General features: G+C 72.3%; 14 protein-coding genes. 8 read left to right on the forward strand and 6 right to left on the reverse strand.

Features of this window, described 5'->3' with window-relative positions; all coding sequences use genetic code 11:
• Window positions 1–144: 144 nt before the first annotated feature.
• Window positions 145–1,365, forward strand: coding sequence for a cation:proton antiporter (locus ACFYMP_RS15675; protein WP_388856578.1), 1,221 nt, complete (start codon window positions 145–147; stop codon window positions 1,363–1,365).
• Window positions 1,366–1,437: 72 nt separating this feature from the next.
• Here the strand turns inward: ACFYMP_RS15675 and ACFYMP_RS15680 are convergent, their stop codons facing one another.
• Window positions 1,438–2,586, reverse strand: a complete 1,149-nt coding sequence (locus tag ACFYMP_RS15680) for a PP2C family protein-serine/threonine phosphatase (RefSeq protein ID WP_388856581.1) — start codon at window positions 2,584–2,586, stop codon at window positions 1,438–1,440.
• Window positions 2,587–2,729: 143 nt separating this feature from the next.
• Here ACFYMP_RS15680 and ACFYMP_RS15685 point away from each other — a divergent pair, with 143 nt between their 5' ends.
• On the forward strand, window positions 2,730–3,959 hold the full coding sequence (locus ACFYMP_RS15685) for a GNAT family N-acetyltransferase (RefSeq protein WP_388856584.1): 1,230 nt from the start codon (window positions 2,730–2,732) through the stop codon (window positions 3,957–3,959).
• A gap of 74 nt (window positions 3,960–4,033) precedes the next feature.
• Here ACFYMP_RS15685 and ACFYMP_RS15690 read toward each other — a convergent pair whose 3' ends face one another.
• The 3 genes from ACFYMP_RS15690 to ACFYMP_RS15700 form a co-directional block, all read right to left on the reverse strand.
• A complete protein-coding gene (locus ACFYMP_RS15690; protein ID WP_388856587.1) occupies window positions 4,034–6,421 on the reverse strand; it encodes an AbfB domain-containing protein in 2,388 nt (795 codons plus the stop codon).
• Window positions 6,422–6,923: 502 nt separating this feature from the next.
• Window positions 6,924–7,739: an Fpg/Nei family DNA glycosylase gene (locus ACFYMP_RS15695; RefSeq protein ID WP_388856590.1), complete on the reverse strand. Its 816-nt coding sequence runs from the start codon at window positions 7,737–7,739 to the stop codon at window positions 6,924–6,926.
• A 20-nt stretch (window positions 7,740–7,759) separates the two neighbouring features.
• Window positions 7,760–8,254, reverse strand: a complete 495-nt coding sequence (locus tag ACFYMP_RS15700) for a ribose-5-phosphate isomerase (RefSeq protein ID WP_388856593.1) — start codon at window positions 8,252–8,254, stop codon at window positions 7,760–7,762.
• Window positions 8,255–8,420: 166 nt separating this feature from the next.
• Here ACFYMP_RS15700 and ACFYMP_RS15705 point away from each other — a divergent pair, with 166 nt between their 5' ends.
• Window positions 8,421–9,914 (forward strand): amino acid permease, encoded by a 1,494-nt coding sequence (locus tag ACFYMP_RS15705; protein ID WP_388856596.1) that lies wholly within the window; start codon window positions 8,421–8,423, stop codon window positions 9,912–9,914.
• Between the two features lie 97 nt (window positions 9,915–10,011).
• On the opposite strand, the gene ACFYMP_RS15710 is transcribed toward ACFYMP_RS15705, so the two are convergent.
• Window positions 10,012–10,599 (reverse strand): biotin transporter BioY, encoded by a 588-nt coding sequence (locus tag ACFYMP_RS15710; RefSeq protein WP_388856599.1) that lies wholly within the window; start codon window positions 10,597–10,599, stop codon window positions 10,012–10,014.
• An 819-nt stretch (window positions 10,600–11,418) separates the two neighbouring features.
• Here ACFYMP_RS15710 and ACFYMP_RS15715 point away from each other — a divergent pair.
• The 3 genes from ACFYMP_RS15715 (at window position 11,419) to ACFYMP_RS15725 (ending at window position 14,110) form a co-directional block, all read left to right on the forward strand.
• Window positions 11,419–12,846, forward strand: a complete 1,428-nt coding sequence (locus ACFYMP_RS15715) for an amino acid permease (RefSeq protein WP_388856602.1) — start codon at window positions 11,419–11,421, stop codon at window positions 12,844–12,846.
• A gap of 258 nt (window positions 12,847–13,104) precedes the next feature.
• Window positions 13,105–13,746: a superoxide dismutase gene (locus tag ACFYMP_RS15720; protein WP_388856605.1), complete on the forward strand. Its 642-nt coding sequence runs from the start codon at window positions 13,105–13,107 to the stop codon at window positions 13,744–13,746.
• A 148-nt stretch (window positions 13,747–13,894) separates the two neighbouring features.
• Window positions 13,895–14,110: a hypothetical protein gene (locus tag ACFYMP_RS15725; RefSeq protein ID WP_388856608.1), complete on the forward strand. Its 216-nt coding sequence runs from the start codon at window positions 13,895–13,897 to the stop codon at window positions 14,108–14,110.
• Window positions 14,111–14,196: 86 nt separating this feature from the next.
• On the opposite strand, the gene ACFYMP_RS15730 is transcribed toward ACFYMP_RS15725, so the two are convergent.
• Window positions 14,197–14,841, reverse strand: coding sequence for a DsbA family protein (locus tag ACFYMP_RS15730; RefSeq protein ID WP_388856611.1), 645 nt, complete (start codon window positions 14,839–14,841; stop codon window positions 14,197–14,199).
• A gap of 371 nt (window positions 14,842–15,212) precedes the next feature.
• On the opposite strand from ACFYMP_RS15730, the gene pepN reads away from it, so the two are divergent.
• Both pepN and ACFYMP_RS15740 read left to right on the forward strand, forming a co-directional pair.
• Entirely contained in the window at window positions 15,213–17,783 is a 2,571-nt protein-coding gene (gene pepN, locus ACFYMP_RS15735) for an aminopeptidase N (protein ID WP_388856615.1), read from the forward strand.
• A 275-nt stretch (window positions 17,784–18,058) separates the two neighbouring features.
• Window positions 18,059–19,141 carry a hypothetical protein gene (locus tag ACFYMP_RS15740; RefSeq protein WP_388856618.1) on the forward strand — a complete coding sequence of 361 codons (1,083 nt, stop codon included), beginning with the start codon at window positions 18,059–18,061 and terminating at the stop codon, window positions 19,139–19,141.
• Window positions 19,142–19,156: the final 15 nt, after the last annotated feature.

Raw genomic sequence — 19,156 nt, forward strand, 5'->3', positions numbered from 1 at the left:
GTCGGCGCCGCGCGAGGCGGGGTTCGAAGGAGCAACTCTTTCCCTTTCAACCCTTTGGTAGGGTAACTCTTGACTCGCACTTGACCATTCCTTGACCAAGCGAACGGAGGTCGGCCCATCGGACACGCGGAGACCCTCATAGCCATGGGCGGCGCCTTTCTGGCCGCCGCCGTCCTCGCCCGCACGGGCGGGCGCATCGGACTCCCCACCATCCCCCTGTTCATCCTGGCCGGGATACTGCTCGGCCCGCACACTCCGGGCGTCGTCCTGGTCTCCGATCCGCACGATCTGGAGATGCTCTCGGCGCTCGGCCTGGTCCTGCTCCTGTTCTACCTGGGGCTCGAATTCCATCTCGACGACCTGAAGGCGGGCGGCCGGCGCATGGCGCTGGCCGGAGGGGCGTATCTCGCCCTGAACGTCGGCGCCGGCCTCGGCTTCGGATTCGCCCTGGGCTGGGGCACCTCCGAGGCTCTGGTCCTCGCCGGGGTGCTCGGCATCTCGTCCTCGGCGATCGTCACCAAGGTCCTCGTGGACACCGGGCGGCTGGGCAACCCCGAGACCAGGCCGGTCCTCGGGATCATCGTCGTCGAGGACGTCTTCCTCGCGCTGTACCTCGCGGCGCTCCAGCCGATCCTCTCGGGCGCCGACTCCCTCGCGGCGGCCCTCGTGGACGGCGGCAAGGCCTTCGGCTTCCTGCTGCTGCTCGCGCTGGCCGCGCGCTTCGGCACCCGGCTGGTGGGGCGGCTGATGGCGACCAGGGACGACGAACTGCTCGTGATCTCCTTCCTGGGGGCGGCGGTGTTCGTCGCGGGCGTCTCCGAGTGGTTCGGGGTCGCGGACGCGATCGGCGCCTTCATGGTCGGCCTGATGCTGGGCAGTACGAGCTCGGGCAAGCGCATCCTGTCGCTCGTGCACCCGCTGCGGGACGCCTTCGGGGCGATGTTCTTCTTCGCCTTCGGGCTGTCCATCGACCCGGGCGATCTGCCGAGCGTGCTGTGGCCGGTGCTGCTCGCGGTGCTGGTGACGCTCTGCATGAACGTGGTGGCGGGGCTCGCGGCGGCCCGTGTCTACCGTTTCGGTCCCGGTCCCGCCGCGAACATCGCCACGACGCTGCTGGCGCGCGGGGAGTTCGCGCTGATCCTCGCGACGATGGCGGCGGGGGCGGGGCTCGACGAGCGGCTGTCGCCGTTCATCGCGGGCTACGTGCTGCTGCTCGCCGTCCTCGGACCGCTCGCGGCGGGCCGCTCCCACTGGCTGGCGCGGGTGCTGCCCGGCCGGAAGGGGGGCGGTGGGCCGGGCGGGGACGAGACAGGTGGCGCGGGGCGGACAGAACCGGTGTCCCTCGTGAAGGCGGGGGCCCACTGAGAACCCCCTGAGAAGGGGAGGGGTGGGGGCCACCGCTACGACCGGCAGGCCGCGCTCCTCCCCCGGCCCCGGTCAGGCGTCCCGGCAGATCAGGAGCAGCGCGCGGTCGTCGTTGACGTCCTTGGCGACGGCCTCGATGAGGTGCCAGGCCGCTCCGTGGAAGCCGCCGGCGACGTAGCGGTCGGCCTCTCCGGTGAGCCGGTCGACGCCTTCGGACAGGTCCCGGTCGACGGTCTCGACGAGCCCGTCGGTGAACAGCATGAGGACGTCACCGTGCTGGAGGGAGCCCTTGACGGGGTCGAACCGCGCGCCGTCGTACACCCCGAGCAGCGGTCCCTCGGCGGCCTTCTCCTCCCAGCGGCCGGTGCCCCGGTGCAGTTGCATCGCGGGCAGGTGGCCGGCCGAGAAGATCTCGTAGTCCCCGGACTCCAGGTCGAGGACGAGGTGGATGGAGGTCGCGAAGCCCTCGTCCCAGTCCTGGCGCAGCAGGTAGCCGTTGGCGGCGGGCAGGAAGGCGTGCGGCGGCAGGGAGCCGAGCAGTCCGCCGAAGGCGCCGGACAGCAGGAGGGAGCGGGAGGCGGCGTCCATGCCCTTGCCGGAGACGTCGGTGAGGACGACTTCGAGGGTGCGTCCGCCGTGGGTGCGCGCGGCGACGACGAAGTCCCCGGAGAAGGACTGTCCGCCGGCCGGGCGCAGGGACATCTCGCGGTGCCAGCCGGCCGGCAGTCCGGGCAGTTTGCTCTGCACCCGGATGCGTTCGCGCAGGTCGAAGAGCATGGTGCCGCCGCGTCTCCACGGCACGCCGACGCGGCTGCGGAACTGTGCGACGAGCAGGCCGATGAATCCGCAGCCGGCGACGACGAGGATCGATCCGGGGGTGACGCGGGCCGGTCCCTCCGTGTAGGGGCCGAGGACCACGGACTCGGCGATGAGCGCGGCGGCCGAGGCGGCGTACAGCCCGAGCAGGTTCGCGGGCCGCAGCAGCAGTCCGCCGGCGACGATCGGGAGGGCGAGCATCGCGGGATCGCACCACACGGGGGTGGCGACGGTGATCCAGCCCAGCAGCGGCACGCTGAGCAGCAGGGCGACGAAGGCGATCCAGTCGGAGCCGTCGCCCCGGAAGTAGTCGACCCCGGCCCGGCGCACGCCGGTCCGGGCCCGGTGGTACCGCTTTCTCCACCGTGCCGTCAGCGTGTCCGCCGCCGCGCGTTCGCCAGCCATTGTTCGGGACCTTATCCATCGGGGCTGGTCCCGCGCACCGGGGGTCCGGCTTGTCCGTGATGTGCCCAGCGGGCGCACAGCGGGCGCGCAGGTCGCAGGAAACAAGTTCGCGCGGCCGGGTTCGCACTGGTAGGCATGGCCGCATGACGGTTGAGGTGCGCAGGCTGGACAAGGCTTTCCACGAGGAGTGGTACGGGAATCTCGTGCTGGCCTTCGGCGGCGTGGAGGAGGCTTGGCAGGAGCGCGCGCTGTGGGACGCGCTCACGGAGTACGACCGCGCGCTGGCGGCGTGGGACGGGGACCGGCTGATCGGTTCGGCCGGCGGGTTCGGCTTCCGTGTGTCGGTGCCCGGGGGCGCGCTGGTCCCGGCGACCGGGGTGACGATGGTGAGCGTGGCGACGACGCACCGCAGGCGCGGGGTGCTCACCGCGATGATGCGGCGCCAGCTCGACGACGTACGGGCGCTGGGCGAGCCGCTCGCGGTGCTGACCGCCTCGGAGCCGGCGATCTACGGCCGCTTCGGTTACGCCTCGGCGTCCCGGCGGCTCGTCGGACGGATCGACACCGACCGGGTGCGCTTGTCGCTTCCGGCGGGCACCGAGGAGGTGCGGCTGCGGCGGGTGGGGCTCGAAGAGGGTCTGGAGCCCTGCGAGTCGGTGTACGCGCGGCGGGTGCCGGGGCGCCCGGGGATGCTCGCGCGGCAGCCGGGCTGGGAGCGGCTCGCGGTGCTCGACCCGGAGAGGGACCGGGAGGGCCATTCGCCGCTGCAGTGCGTCCTCGCGGAGCGGGACGGCGAGGTCGTCGGCTACACCCGGTTCAGCATCCGGCCGGAGTGGGACGAAGCGGGCCCGAAGGGAACCGTGCGCGTCCGCGACCTGTACGGGCTGGACCCGGCGGCGTACGCGGCGCTGCTGCGGTACCTGTTCTCGGTGGACCTGACCTCGACCCTGCACCTGCCGGACTCGCCGGTGGACGCGGCGTGGCAGGAGATGGTGTCGGACGTGCGCCGTTGCCGGCTGCGGGTGCGCGACGGGCTGTACGTGCGGCTGGTGGACGTAGGGGCCGCGCTGTCGGCCCGCGCCTACCGGACGCCGGTGGACGTCGTGCTGGAGGTCGAGGACGCCTTCTGCCCCTGGAACGAGGGGCGTTGGCTGCTGACCGGGGGCCCGGCGGGCGCGCGCTGCGTACCCACCGGCCGGGAGGCGGATCTGTCGCTCTCGGTGCGGGAGCTGGGCGCGGTGTACCTCGGCGGTTCCGGCCTGACGGGCCTCGGGGCGGCCGGGCGGGTCGTGGAGCACCGGGCCGGGGCGCTGGAGGAGGCGTCGGTCGCCTTCGGTTCCTCGGTGGCGCCGTGGCTGCCGCACGGTTTCTGAGACCGTACGGCAGCCGCGGGCGGGCCGGCCCCGGGCGGTGAGCGGCACCGCCCGGGGCCGGCCGCACCGCTACCTCACGGGGCCCACGGTGCCTCGACCGACCACACGGTGTCCTGGTCGAACAGCGTGGGGTTGTCCCAGGCGTGGCTGCCGCCCGGGGTGGCGAGCCAGACCTCCGAGTTGATGTGGCGCAGGTACTGGCCGGGGAAGGCGGCGGCGGACAGCCGTACCCCGCCCGTCGCGGCCGAGGCGCACCAAGTGGCGTCGGACTTGAAGAGCGCCGATCCGTCGGAGGCGTCCCTGCGCACCCGGAAGTCGCGGTGGCGCAGGTACTCGCCGGGGTAGTTGCGCGACTCGAAGGAGTAGCAGGAGCTGTCGGACAGTCCGGGTACGACCTTCCAGGTCGCGTCGGACTTGAGCAGGGCGCCGCTGTTGGCGTCGACCACGGCCGTCTCGGCCAGCGCCTCGCGGTGGCGCAGGTACTTGTCGGTGTGGCCGGGCGTCGTGACCCGCAGGGAGTGCTGCCCCGAGGGCAGGGTGACGCGCGGCGGCGGGTTCTTGGAGGCGTCGATCAGCGCCGTGTTGGCGGCGCGGACCCGGGCGGTGTCGACCTTGGTGACCTGCCGGTCGTAGGTGAGCAGTCCGTTGGCCTCGTTCTCGACGTCGGTGATCTCGGTGTAGACGGAGGCGGAGAGCCCGGCGGGCAGTCCGCCGGTCCGCAGGGCGTCGAGGAGGCCCACGAAGCGGTTGTCGAGGGTCGCCGTGTCGGGCTGGTCCTCGTAGCTGAAGCCGCCGCCGGGGAACCACTCGTGGCCGGGCACCCGGTAGCCGAGGCCGCCGAACTCGCCGAGGACGGCGGCGCGGGTGGCGCTGGGCGTGGTGACGCCGGGGCCGACGTAGTTGTGGTGGTCGATGACGTCGCCGTTGCCGCCGTCGACGGCTCCGCAGCAGTTGATCCCGCTCATGTTGTCGACCAGCCGCGAGGGGTCGTACGCCTTGATGTCGCCGGCGATCCTGGCCTGGTCGTACTGGCCCCAGCCCTCGTTCTGGTTCACCCACATGACGAGCGAGGGGGAGCTGCGGTGCTGGTCGACGACCGCGTGGTACTCCTGCTCCCACTGAGTACGCGCGGCGCTGTCCGGGGACTTGCCGGTGTCCATCGCGGGCATGTCCTGCCACACGAGCAGCCCGAGCTTGTCGGCCCAGTAGAACCAGCGCTGCGGTTCGACCTTGATGTGCTTGCGGACCATGTTGAAGCCGAGGTCCTTGTGCGCCTGGAGGTCGGACCTGAGGGCGGCGTCGGTGGGCGCGGTGTAGATGCCGTCGGGCCAGTAGCCCTGGTCGAGGGTCCCGGTCTGGAAGACGAACTTGCCGTTGAGCACCGGCCGCTGGACCCCGTCGACCTTGGCGAGGGCGATGGTGCGCATCCCGGCGTAACTGCCGGTGCTGTCGAGGACGGTGGTGCCGTTGAGCAGTTCGGCCCTGACGTCGTAGAGGTAGGGGTCCTCGGGCGTCCACAGGTGCGGGCTGGGCACGGACAGGGTGATCTCGGAGCCGACGGCTCCGGTGGCGGTGGCGACCACGGTGGAGCCGGAGGAGACGGTGACGCGGGCGGTGCGGCCGTTCGCCGCGCCCGAGCCCTGGACGCGTACCCGCAGGGTGTTGTCGCTGAGCCGGGGCGTCATGTCGAGGCGGGTGATGTGCGCGTCGGCGACCGGCTCCAGCCACACGGTCTGCCAGATCCCGGAGGCGGCGGTGTAGAAGATGCCGCCGCCCGCGTGCGGGGTGACCTCGTTGACGCGCTGCTTGCCGACGGCCTGGCCGCCGGTCTGCGTCGGGTCGTACACGGAGACGACAACGGTGTTGTCGCCGCTGACGAGTTGGGCGGTGATGTCATAGCTGAAGGAGTCGTAGCCGCCCTTGTGCGCGCCGACCTGCTGCCCGTTGACCCATACGGTGGTCTGCCAGTCGGAGGCCCCGAAGTTGAGGACGACGTGGCGGCCGCTCCAGCCGGCCGGGACGGTGAACTGCCGCTTGTACCAGAGCTTGTCGTTCTGGGTGATCTTCCGCTGGATTCCGGAGAGCGCCGACTCGGCGACGAAGGGGACCCGGATCTGCTCGGTGAACCGGGCCGGCTGACCGGCGTCCCTGCCGGTCACCGCGAAGTCCCATATCCCGTTGAGATTGGCCCAGTCGGGCCGGGTGAGCTGGGGTCGCGGGTACTCGGGCAGCGGCTTGTCGACGGGGACCTGGCTGGTCCACGGGGTCGTCATCGGCGCCGGTCTGGGTGTCCAGGCGGCGGTGGCCGCCTGAGCGGGGGTGCCGGTGCCGAGCGCCACCAGGAGCGGCGCGAGCAGGGCGAAGAGGGCGGCCAGCAGGGTCAGTCGGCGTCGGCCCGAGGCCGGCGCAGCTGCTCTCCGGCCTGCTCGGGGGTACGGGTGCGGGTGCGGTCTCGCGTACATGGGGACTCCTGCGTCCTCGACTCGAAGGCCGTGCGGGTGGGGGTTGCGCAGTGCTGCGACCAGATATTCCAACGTTGGAAATCCCCGGTCGACGGCATGACAGCACGCCCGCCCACCGCTGTCCAGGCCCCTCGCACCGACTGATACAGAGCCCAGGAAACCTTCAACTGGCAAGCAGAGGAGCCCACTTGATAAACCGGGGACGCCAACCAAGCCCGTCCGGCGCTAGAGGACGAGGCGGCTATCAAGCCCGTCCGGCGCTAGAGGGCAGGGCACCAACCAAGCCCGTCCGGCGCTTGAGGACAGGGCACCAACCAAGCCCGTCCGGCGCTTGAGGACAGGGCACCAACCAAGCCCGTCCGGCGCTTGAGGACAAGGCGGCTAATCAAGCCCGTCCGGCGCTTGAGGACAAGGCGGCCATCAAGCCCGTCCGGCGCTAGAGGACAGGGCACCAAGCAAGCCCGTCCGGCGCTTGAGGACGAGGCGCGAAGCGCCGACCGCCTCACCCCCGGTGCCCCTGGCACCCCCCGCACCAGAACAGGTTCCGTCCCCCCAGCTCCCCTCGGCTGACCTCCGTCCCGCACACCAGGCACGGCTGACCCGCCCTCCGGTACACGTAGACCTCGCCGCCGTGGTCGTCCACCCGTGGGGCGCGGCCCATCGCCTCGGGGGTGTGTTCGGGCCGTACGGTGTCGATGCGCCCGAGCCGGACGCCCTCGCGCATGAGCAGGACGAGGTCGGCCCAGATCGCGTCCCAGGTCGCGCGGTCGAGGTCGCGGCCGGGCAGCAGCGGGTCGATGCCGTGCCGGAAGAGGACCTCGGCCCGGTAGACGTTGCCGACACCCGCGACGACCTTCTGGTCCATGAGCAGCACCGCGAGGCTGACCCGGCTGCGGGAGATCCGGGCCCAGGCGGCCTCCCCGTCGTCCTCGGGGCGCAGCGGGTCGGGCCCCAGGCGGGCGTGGATCGCGGCCTTCTCCGTGTCGTCGAGGAGGGCGCAGGCGGTGGGGCCGCGCAGATCGGACCAGCCGCCGGGGCCGGTGAGCCGCAGCCGCACGGTGTCGGTGGGCGGCGGGGCGGGCGCGGGCCCCTGCCTCACCTTGCCGAACAGGCCCAGGTGGACGTGGACCCAGCCGAGCGGGCCGAAGCCGAGGAACAGGTGCTTTCCGTGGGCCTCGGCGCTCCGCAGTACGGCGCCGTCCAGCAGCGCGGCGGAGTCCGCGAACTTCCCCTGCGGGCTGGAGACGCGGACCGGCCGGCCGCCGAACCTCCGGAGGTGGTCGGCGGCCAGCCGGTGCAGCGTGTGGCCTTCGGGCATGTCGTGTCGGTCGTGCGGGTTCAGGCCCCGGGCTGCTGCGGGTGGTGCGCCGGGATCGGCGGCAGTTCGCCGGTCTTCTCGTAGGCGGAGAGCATGTCGATCCGGCGGGTGTGCCGGGCCTCGTCCGAGTAGGGCGTGGCGAGGAAGACCTCGACGAAGGAGGTGGCCTCGTCGGTGGAGTGCATCCGCGCGCCCACCGAGACGACGTTCGCGTTGTTGTGCTCGCGGCCGAGCTTCGCGGTCTCGACGCTCCACGCGAGGGCGCAGCGCACGCCCTCGACCTTGTTCGCGGCGATCTGCTCCCCGTTGCCGGAACCCCCGATCACGACGCCGAGCGCCTCGGGGTCGGCGGCGGCACGCTCGGCGGCGCGCAGGCAGAAGGGCGGGTAGTCGTCCTGGGCGTCGTAGACGTGGGGCCCGCAGTCGACGGGCTCGTGTCCGTGGGCGGTGAGCCACTCGACGAGGTGGTTCTTGAGTTCGTAGCCGGCATGGTCCGAGCCGAGATACACGCGCATGCGAATGAGTGTGGCATGTCACCCACGGGGTAGCCGCCCCCGGGTCCGGGGACGGCGCGCCCCGGACGTGCTCTGGACAACAATCCGGAATCGAGCCTTCCGGTAAGCGGCCCTCACATGGTCCCCTACTGGAATCCGCTCATCTGAGAACCGAAGGACTCATCGCATGACCTCGCAGTCGATCAGAGAGCCCGATCGTTCACCCCGGCAGCAGCCGCCCGGCGACCCCGGGAGCGGCGGCGCACCCGGCGGGGAGGGCCTCAAGCCGGGGCTCAAGGGGCGTCACCTGTCGATGATCGCCATCGGCGGGGTCATCGGGGCCGGTCTGTTCGTCGGCTCCAGCGCGGGCATCGCGGCGGCCGGGCCGGCGATCCTGGTGTCCTACGCCCTGGTCGGCGTGATGGTCGTGCTCGTGATGCGGATGCTCGGCGAGATGGCCGCCGCCCGGCCGTCCTCCGGCTCCTTCTCGGCGTACGCGGACATGGCGCTGGGCCGCTGGGCCGGGTTCTCGATCGGCTGGCTGTACTGGTTCTTCTGGGTCGTCGTGCTCGCCGTGGAGGCCACGGCGGGCGCGGTGATCCTCAACGGCTGGGTACCGGCCGTCCCGCAGTGGGGCTGGGCGCTCATCGTGATGTTCGTGCTGACCGCGACCAATCTGGTCTCGGTCGGTTCGTACGGCGAGTTCGAGTTCTGGTTCGCGGGGATCAAGGTCGTGGCGATCGGCGTGTTCGTGATCATCGGGCTGCTCGCCGTGTTCGGCGTCCTGCCCGGTTCCGACAACCCGGGCTCCGGGTTCGCGCATCTCACGGACGCGGGCGGCTTCATGCCGAACGGGCCGGGGGCGATCCTGACGGGCACCTTGCTCGTGGTCTTCTCGTTCATGGGCAGTGAGATCGTGACCCTGGCCGCCGGGGAGTCCTCCGACCCGCAGCGCGCGGTGTCCAAGGCCACCAACAGCGTGATCTGGCGGATCGCGATCTTCTACCTCGGTTCGATCCTCGTCGTGCTGACCCTGCTGCCGTGGAACGACAAGTCGATCCAGACGGACGGCTCGTACGTGGCCGCGCTCAACTCGATCGGTATCCCGCACGCCGGGCAGATCATGGACGTCATCGTGCTGACGGCGGTCCTGTCCTGCCTGAACTCGGGTCTGTACACGGCCTCTCGCATGGCCTTCTCGCTCGGCGGCCGGGGCGACGCCCCGCGCGCCTTCGCCCGCACCAACCACCGGGGCGTGCCGCAGGCCGCGATCCTCGGTTCGGTCGTCTTCGGCTTCCTCGCGGTGTGGCTCAACTACCAGTGGCCGGACACGATCTTCGAGTTCCTGCTGAACTCCTCGGGCGCGGTCGCCCTGTTCGTGTGGCTCGTCATCTGCTTCTCGCAGCTGCGGCTGCGCGTCCGCATCCAGCGGGAGACCCCGGAGCAGCTCGTGGTCAGGATGTGGCTGTTCCCCTACCTGACGTGGGCGACGATCGCGATGATCTCCTTCGTCCTGGTCTACATGCTCACCGACGACGACGGCCGCACGCAGGTCCTGTTGTCGCTGCTCGTGGCCGCGTTCGTCGTGGCCTTCGCGCTGATCCGCGAGAAGGTCCGCGGCCCGCGAGCGGACGAGGGCTCCGGCCCGGAGGCCCGCAAGGTGCCGACGGCGCGCGGCTGACCCCTCCCGCCCCGGACACGCCGGAGGGCGCCGCACCCCTGCTTAGGGGGGTGCGGCGCCCTCGGTGCGTACGGCCCCTCGCGCGGGGACGGCGGCGTCAGCCGTCCTTGCGGCCGATCAGCTTCCAGGCGGTGGGCAGCGCGCCCGTCGCGAGGGCCGTCTTGATCAGGTCGCCGATGACGAACGGCGTGAGGCCGGCCGCGATGGCCTGGCTCGCGTTCATGCCGGTGTCCAGGGCGAGGTAGGGGACGCCGGTCGCGTAGATGATGACGTTGCCGAGCAGCATGGCGCCCGCCGTGCGCAGCGGCGAGCGGTCCGTGCCGCGCTGGGCGAGGGCGCCGACCACGAGGGCGGCGATCATCATGCCGGGGATGTAGCCGAAGGAGGCCATGCCCGTCCCGGACTGCCCCTCGGAGAACCACGGCATGCCCACCATGCCCGCGACCGCGTACAGCGCGAGCGCGAGGAAGCCGCGCCGGGCGCCGAGCGCGGTGCCCACGAGCAGCGCGGCGAAGGTCTGGCCGGTGACCGGGACCGGGGAGCCGGGGATCGGCACCGCGATCTGGGCGGCCAGGCCGGTGAGCGCGGCACCGCCCACGACGAGCGCGATGTCCCGGGTGCGGGAGGCGGGCAGCAGGTCCGCGAGGACCGTTCCCGGGCGGTGGAGGACGGACGCTGAACTCATCGGGTCTCCGCGAGGTGAGGTGGGGTGGGGTGGGGTGGGTGAGAGAGGGACGGGGACGGGGACGAGGACCGGGCTGCCCGGCCCGGGTCCGTCCGGTCCGGTGGTTCCGTTCCGTCCGGTCCGGTCGTTCCGGTCCGGTGGTTCCGTTCCGGTCGTTCCGGTCCGTCCGGTTGGGCGTTCGGTCCGCTCCGGTGCGGCCGGTTCTCTCCGGTGCGGCGGACGCAGCCGGGTGCACAGTGACCGTAGCCCAGAGGTCAACCCGCTCTCACCGGTCGTCACGAACAAAGGGACGATCACGGAATTGGTGGGGATCTCACAAAACCCACGCCTCACGCTCCTGCCGGGGTGATGCTCGTCACCTTTGACGGAGCGAGGGCTTACGGGAGACACGGGAGGCAAGGAGCCGCTTGGGCTGTGGGATTCCGCCAAGGACGGCGGACACTCCCCCGTGGCCTACAGGACGAGCGCGCCGACGCGGACGCCCCGGACCGGCGGGCGGCTTCGCGCGAGACGGCCACAGGCTCCCACCCGGGGCCGGGACAGGCCGCCGGGCACCGGCGGAGGCTTCCGCCCGGGGCGGGGCGCCCCTCCGCCCGGGACCACCGAGCGCCCCGCGTCCGGGACCGCCGGTACTCCGTATCGCGTCCGGGACCGCCGGCACTCCGCCGCGCGGGGTCCCCGCGCCCGTCCGCCCCCGGCCCCGTGCGCCCCGCACACACACCGTCCGCATTCCGGACAACGCGTCCCGTCTGGCGGACTTTCGGAATACTGTCCTCCGTTTTCTCCCGACCGCCGCCGCCTCACCCCCAGGACTTCCCCATGACACGCACCTCGGCCCCGCCCGAAACCGGACCCGCCGGCCCCGAGGACGCCACGAGCCCGGCCCCGGGCCTCACCCACGGGCTCAAGCAACGCCACCTCTCGATGATCGCCCTCGGCGGGGTCATCGGGGCCGGGCTCTTCGTGGGTTCGGGGGCGGGGATCGCCGCGGCCGGCCCCTCGATCGTCCTCGCGTACGCCCTGTCGGGCGCGCTGGTCATGCTCGTGATGCGGATGCTCGGCGAGATGTCGGCCGCCCGTCCGGCCTCCGGCTCCTTCTCGGTGCACGCCGAACGGGCGATCGGCCCCTGGGCCGGATTCACGGCGGGCTGGATGTTCTGGATGCTGCTGTGCGTGGGCGTCGCGGCCGAGGCGATCGGGGCGGCCTCGATCATGACGGGCTGGTTCCCCGGCACCCCGGACTGGCTGTGGGTCGCGCTGTTCATGGTGCTGTTCTGCGCGACGAACCTGTCGGCGGTCGGCAACTTCGGGGAGTTCGAGTTCTGGTTCGCGGCGCTCAAGGTCACGGCCATCGCCGCCTTCCTGGTGATCGCCGTCCTCGCGATCCTCGGCGTCCTGCCCGGCACCGCGGCCCCGGGCCTCTCGCACCTGACGGGCGACGGCGGCTTCCTCCCGAACGGCCCGGACGGGATGATCACCGGCCTGCTCGCCTCGGTCTTCGCGTACGGCGGCCTGGAGACGGTCACCATCGCCGCCGCCGAGTCGCGGAACCCGGTGCGCGGGGTCGCGAACGCGGTGCGTACGGCGATGTGGCGCATCGCCCTCTTCTACGTCGGCTCGATGGCCGTCATCGTGACGCTGGTGCCGTGGAACCGGGCGGAGGTCGCCGAGGAGGGCCCCTACGTGGCCGTGCTCGACGCGCTCGGCATCCCGGGCGCCGCGCAGGTCATGAACGTCGTCATCCTGGCGGCCCTGCTCTCCGCGATGAACGCGAACATCTACGGCTCCTCGCGCATGGCCCACTCGCTGGTCGAGCGCGGGGACGGCCCGGCCCTCCTGGGGCGGCTGTCACGCGGCGGGGTGCCGCGCCCGGCCGTCGTCGCCTCCTCCGCCTTCGGCTTCCTCGCGGTGCTGCTGAGCTACTGGTGGCCCGACACGGTGTTCACGTGGCTGCTGAACATGGTGGGCGCGGCGGTGCTCGTGGTGTGGGCCTTCATCGCGGTGGCGCAGTTGCGCACCCGGCGCCTGCTGGAACGCGAGGCACCCGACCGGCTCGTCGTGCGCATGTGGGCCTTCCCGTACCTGACCTGGGTGGCCCTGGCGGCGATGGCGGCCGTCCTGGTGCTGATGCTGCGCGAGCCGGACACCCGGCTCCAGCTGTACTTCACGGGCGGACTGGCCGTGGCCCTGTCGGTGTTCGGCCTGTGGCGACAGCGGCGCGGGACCCGCGTGGGCGTACGCGGGTGAGGGGGCCCGCGGCGGGTGAGCGGGACCCGCCCCGGGCCCCTGCGGGAGCGGCCGAGCCCCCGTCAGTCGCGCACGCGCGCGGCGGGCGGGGGCTCCGTCATGCCCGGTTCCCCGACCCCGCCTTGAGCCTCCGGCGCGCGCCCCGAACCGCCGGGCACGCCCCGAAGCGCCCCCCGCACTCTTCGCTGATAACGTGCACTTGCAAGTGATTCGCAATAAGCTCGACTCGACAAGAAGAGTTCCGGAGGGTTCCTCCCCATGGCCGTCTACACACTTCCCGAGCTGCCGTACGACTACTCAGCCCTGGCCCCCGTGATCAGCCCGGAGATCATCGAGCTGCACCACGACAAGCACCACGCGACCTACGTCAAGGGCGCCAACGACACGCTGGAGCAGCTCGCGGAGGCGCGCGACAAGGAGTCCTGGGGCTCGATCAACGGGCTGGAGAAGAACCTCGCCTTTCACCTGTCGGGGCACATCCTGCACAGCATCTACTGGCACAACATGACCGGTGACGGCGGCGGCGAGCCGCTGGCCCAGGACGGCGTGGGCGAGCTGGCCGACGCGATCACCGAGTCCTTCGGCTCCTTCGCCGGCTTCAAGGCGCAGCTCACCAAGGCCGCGGCGACGACCCAGGGCTCGGGCTGGGGCGTCCTGGCCTTCGAGCCGGTCAGCGGACGGCTGATCGTCGAACAGATCTACGACCACCAGGGCAATGTCGGCCAGGGCTCGGTGCCGGTCCTCGTCTTCGACGCGTGGGAGCACGCCTTCTACCTCCAGTACAAGAACCAGAAGGTGGACTTCATCGAGGCGATGTGGCGCGTCGTCAACTGGCAGGACGTGGCCGCCCGCTACTCCGCCGCCAAGGCCCGCGCCCACACGCTGCTGCTGGCCCCCTGACCCGGGCCGGCCGGCCGGCCCCGAGAACGTCCTGCTCGTGATCGTCTTCTCACCCTTCACGTGGCAGGCGGATGAAAAGAGGGACCCCCGCGAGGACGTGACTCGCGGGGGTCTTTCGGTTTTGCGGCTTCCGGAGGATCGTGGCGGGATGAAACCTAGACAGACCGAGTGCGTCTGGTGCAAGTCCGTCGAACCGCACGTCCCGCTGACCGAGGCCCAGAAGAAGTGGCTGCGCGGCAGGATCGAGGAGACCTACGTCGAGCACTACCTGATGTGCGCCGCCGGGACCTGCCGGAAGGTCAGGACCTCCGGGAACAAGTGGCGCTTCCGGGAGCCGGTGCGCGTCCCGGAGGACGTGAACTGAACCGCCCGGCCCGGCCCCGCGCACCGGCCGGCCGGATGACCGGTGCGCGGGGCCGCCGCGGGGCCCGGCCGGGCGGCCGCGGCGCCTCAGTCGAAGATCGGCCCCTGGGTACGGGTGCGCTTGATCTCGTAGAAGCCGGGGACGGAGGCCACCGCGACGGTGCCGTCCCACAGGCGCGCGGCCTGCTCGCCCTTGGGGGCGGGGGTCACGACGGGGCCGAAGAAGGCGATCTGCTCGCCGTCCGGGCCGGGCACGGCGATGACGGGGGTGCCGACGTCCTGGCCGACCTTGTCGATGCCCTCCTGGTGGGAGGCGCGCAGCTGCGTGTCGTACTCACCGGACTCGGCGTAGTCCGCGAGGGAGGCGGGCAGGCCGACCTCCTCCAGGGCGCCGAGGACCGCCTCGCGGGTCGGGCCCTCGCCCCTGTTGTGGAAGCGGGTGCCCAGGGCCGTGTAGAGGTCGCCGAGCACCTTGTCGCCGTGCAGCTGCTGGGCGGCGACGACGACCCGGACCGGGCCCCAGGCGTTCTTCAGGATCTCGCGGTACTCCTCGGACAGTTCGTCGAGCTTCGGCTCGTTGAGGACGGCGAGGCTCATCACGTGCCAGCGCACGTCGACGGGGCGGACCTTCTCGACCTCCAGCATCCAGCGCGAGGTCATCCAGGCCCAGGGGCACAGCGGGTCGAACCAGAAGTCGGCGGTGATCCGCTCCTGCGTCTGCTGCTCGGTCATGTCTCTCCTCGTGAAGTCCGGACTCCGGCCCTCTGCGCGGCTCCGGTGCACAGCTCGGTGGGCGCGCGAACCCGCGGACGGCCTCCGGACGCACCCGGAGACACGACCCGCGCGCGCGACGGCCCCTGGAGAGCGCAACGCGCGAACCGCGTCCCCGATTCCCGGGCTCGCGGCCCCCGGCTCCCGGGGTGCGCGCGGCGAGACGCGTCCGGGCCCGCGTCGGGGCACGGGGCGGGGCGCGAGGCTGTCCCCGGTCCCGGATGTGCCGGTTCTGCCGTGCGTGCGAGGATCGTAGACACCCGTATCACGCCCCGCGGGCGCGCGCCACGAGCGCGTGTCCCGCCCCCGTTTCGCGTCACGAAGGAGTGCCGGTGCCCGGTGAGAACCTGACCCGTGAGGAGGCCCGTACCAGGGCCGAGCTGCTGTCCGTGCAGGGCTACGAGGTGGATCTCGACCTGCGGTCCGCCGTCGGGGACGCCGGGGAGGGGCCCCGGACGTTCCGGTCGGTGACCACGCTGCGGTTCACGTGCGCCGAGCCGGGCGCCGCGAGCTTCGCGGACCTGCTCGCCCCCTCCGTCACCGCCGTGACGCTCAACGGGCGGGAACTGGACCCCGCCGCGGTCTTCGACGGCACGCGGATCGCCCTGGACGGCCTTGAGGCCGAGAACACCCTGGTCGTGGACGCGCGGTGCGCCTACTCCCGCACGGGTGAGGGCATGCACCGCTTCGTCGACCCGGAGGACGGCGAGGTCTACCTCTACACGCAGTACGAGCCGGCCGACGCGCGCCGGGTCTTCGCCAACTTCGAGCAGCCCGACCTGAAGGCGCCCTACCGCTTCCGGGTGCAGGCCCCCGAGGGCTGGACGGTGTGGAGCAACGGCGCGGGCGAGCTGACGGACGGCGTGTGGTCCTTCGCCGAGACGAAGCCGGTCTCGACGTACATCACGTGTGTCGTGGCCGGCCCGTACCACTACGTGACCGACAGCTACCGCCGGACCTTCGAGGACGGTACGGAGCTGGAGATCCCGCTCGGCGCGATGTGCCGCAAGGGCCTGGCCCCGCACTTCGACGCGGACGACGTCTTCCTCGTGACCAAGCAGGGGCTGGACTTCTTCCACGACCACTTCGACTACCCGTACCCCTTCGGCAAGTACGACCAGGCCTTCGTGCCGGAGTACAACCTCGGCGCGATGGAGAACCCGGGGCTGGTCACCTTCCGGGAGGAGTACATCTACCGGGGCAAGGTCACGCAGGCGTCCTACGAGCGGCGCGCCAACGTGATCCTGCACGAGATGGCGCACATGTGGTTCGGCGACCTCGTGACCATGCGCTGGTGGGACGACCTGTGGCTCAAGGAGTCCTTCGCGGACTTCATGGGGACCTTCTCGATGGTGGGCGCGACCCGCTTCACCGACGGCTGGATCACCTTCGCCAACAACCGCAAGGCGTGGGCCTACCGGGCCGACCAGCTGCCCTCGACGCACCCGGTGACCGCCGACATCGGCGACCTCCAGGACGCGAAGCTCAACTTCGACGGGATCACGTACGCGAAGGGCGCGAGCGTCCTCAAGCAGCTCGTCGCCTATGTCGGGCGGGACGCGTTCCTGGAGGGCGCGCGCCGCTACTTCAAGCGGCACGCCTACGGCAACACGACCCTCGGCGATCTGCTGTCGGCCCTCGCCGAGACCTCGGGCCGTGACATGACCGGCTGGGCGAAGTCCTGGCTCCAGACGGCCGGCGTCAACTCCCTGACCCCGCAGGTCGAGTTGGGTGAGGACGGCCGGGTCGCCCAGCTCACCGTCGTACAGGAGGCCGCCGCCTCGCACCCCGAACTGCGCCCGCACCGCGTCGCGATCGGGCTGTACCGGCGCGAGGAGGGCGCCCTCGTGCGGTACGCCCGCGCCGAGGCCGACGTGTCCGGCCCGCGTACGGCCGTCACCGCGCTGTCCGGCCAGGAGGCGCCCGAACTGGTCCTGGTCAACGACGAGGACCTCACCTACTGCAAGATCCGCTTCGACGAGAACTCGCTCGCCACGCTGCGCGCGCACCTCGGCGAGATCACCGACCCGCTGGCCCGCGCGCTGTGCTGGTCGGCGCTGTGGAGCCTGACGCGCGACGGACTGCTGCCCGCGCGGGAGTTCGTGGCACTGGTGCTGCGCTTCGCGGGCCGCGAGAGCGACATCGGGGTCCTCCAGATGCTGCACGCCTGGGCGCGTACGGCGCTCGTCTCGTACGCCGCGCCCGCGTGGCGCGAGGAGGGCGGCCGGCTGCTCGCGGAGGGCGCCCTCCGCGAGCTGCGCGCCGCCGAGGCGGGCAGCCAGCACCAGCTCACCTGGGCCAGGTTCTTCGCCGCGACAGCCACCACGGACGCCGATCTCCAGCTCCTGGAGGGGCTGTTGGCGGGTTCGGAGGCCGTCGAGGGCCTGGAGGTGGACCAGGAGCTGCGCTGGGCCCTGCTCCAGCCGCTGGTCGTGCACGGCCGCGCCGCCGAGTCCGAGATCGCGGCCGAACTGGCCCGCGACAACACGGCCTCGGGCAAACGGCATCAGGTGCGCTGCCTCGCCGCGCGGCCCTCGGAGGCCGTCAAGGCGCAGGCGTGGGCGCAGGTCGTCGAGTCCGACGAGCTGTCCAACGCGCTGGTGGAGGCGACCATCGCGGGCTTCGAGCAGCCGGCCCAGCGCGAACTGATCGCCCCGTACGCCGGGAAGTACTTCGAGGTGATCGCCCGGGTGTGGCGGGAGCGGTCCATCCAGATCGGCATGGACGTGGTGCGCGGGCTGTTCCCCTCGCTCCAGGACAGCCCGGACACGCTGGCCGCCGCCGACGCGTGGCTGGAGGCCCACACGGACGTCTCGCAGGCGGCGCGCCGGCTGGTCCTGGAGGCCCGTGACGACCTGGCGCGGGCGCTGCGCGCGCAGGAGTGCGACACGAAGGCGGCCTGACCGCCGGCCCGTTCCGCCCCCGCCCCGCTCCGGGAGGCCGGCCCTCGCGGCCGGCCTCCCCCGGGGGCCCGCGTACCCGGCCTCCCCCGGGGCCCGCGCACCGCCCCCTACCGCACGGCGACCCCCGGGCGGGTTTGGGCGAGGTTGCTTAACCCGTTCGGCGGAATACCCTTATCGGCAGTCGAACACCCGTACTTTAGGACGAAGTTGTCCGGTTTTGTCGACGAAAACGTCACAGCGGTTAGCGGACGCGTTCGCCGAGGAAGACCCCCGGCATGAACCATGTTTCCTCTGCCACCTCTGTTTCCTCAGCCGCCCCGGGGGCGAGCGCGCTGCCGGTGACCGGGCCCCATTGCGTGGTCGACGCCGCGCAGTTGCGGGCCCGCGGGGTGACCGCGGCCCGCACGGCGGCGCGTTGCGCGCCGGGGGGCGGCTGGCAGCGGCTGCTGCCGGGGGTCTTCCTGCTGCGTTCCGGGCGGCCCACGACGGAGGAGCGGCTGCACGCGGCGGTGCTGTACGCGCGCCGTCCGCCGGCCGGGCGAGCCCGCGGCGTCCCGGCCCAGCCCACCGGGGAGGAGGCGCCCGACGCCGGGGCGCAGGCGATGATCACGGGCCCCGCGGCGCTCGCGCTGCACGGTTTCGCCCTGCGGGCCCCGGTCTCCTCGCTCGCCTCGATGGACCGTTTCGACGTCCTCGTCCCGCACACGCGGCGGCTGCGGTCCACGGGCTGCGCGCGCATCGTGCGCGGCTCCGACCTGCCGGTGCCGCAGCAGGTGACGGGCGTGCCGACCGCCCCGGTGGCGCGGGCGCTCGCCGACACGGTGGCGGAGCTGACGGACGCGGCGCAGGTGGAGCGGCTGCTGACCGAGGCGGTGCGCGGCGGGCACTGCGACGCGGCCACGGTCGTCGCCGAGCTGCGGCGCTGCGAGCTGCTGGGGCGCCCCTGCGTCATGGACGCGGTGGACGCGCTGCTGCTGGAGAGCCGGGCGGTGGCCGAGGAGCGGCTGTACCTGATGGTCGAGGAGGGCGGTCTGCCGGACCCGGCGTGGAACGTCGAACTGCGGCTGCCCGAGGGCCCCTCGCTGGGCACGGTGGACGCGTACTGGCCGGAGCAGGCGGTCGCGGTGGAGCTGGACACGCGGGTGCGCAGGCCCGGGGAGCGGCCGGAGCGGGACGCGGCGTGGACGGAGTGCGCGCGCAAGCGGGAGCGGCTGGAGCTGCTGGGGATCAGCCTGGTCCACATGACCCCCCGCAAGCTGCGGGACGCCCCTGACCTGCAGGCATGCGTGGTGCGGACGGCCCTGCTCGCCGCGGCGGACCGGGAGCCCGCCGCGTACGTCGAGGTGCTGCCGCGCTGAGCGGGCGCCGTGCGG

The sequence above is a fragment of the Streptomyces sp. NPDC007088 genome (assembly GCF_042869355.1).
Taxonomy (GTDB): Bacteria; Actinomycetota; Actinomycetes; order Streptomycetales; family Streptomycetaceae; genus Streptomyces.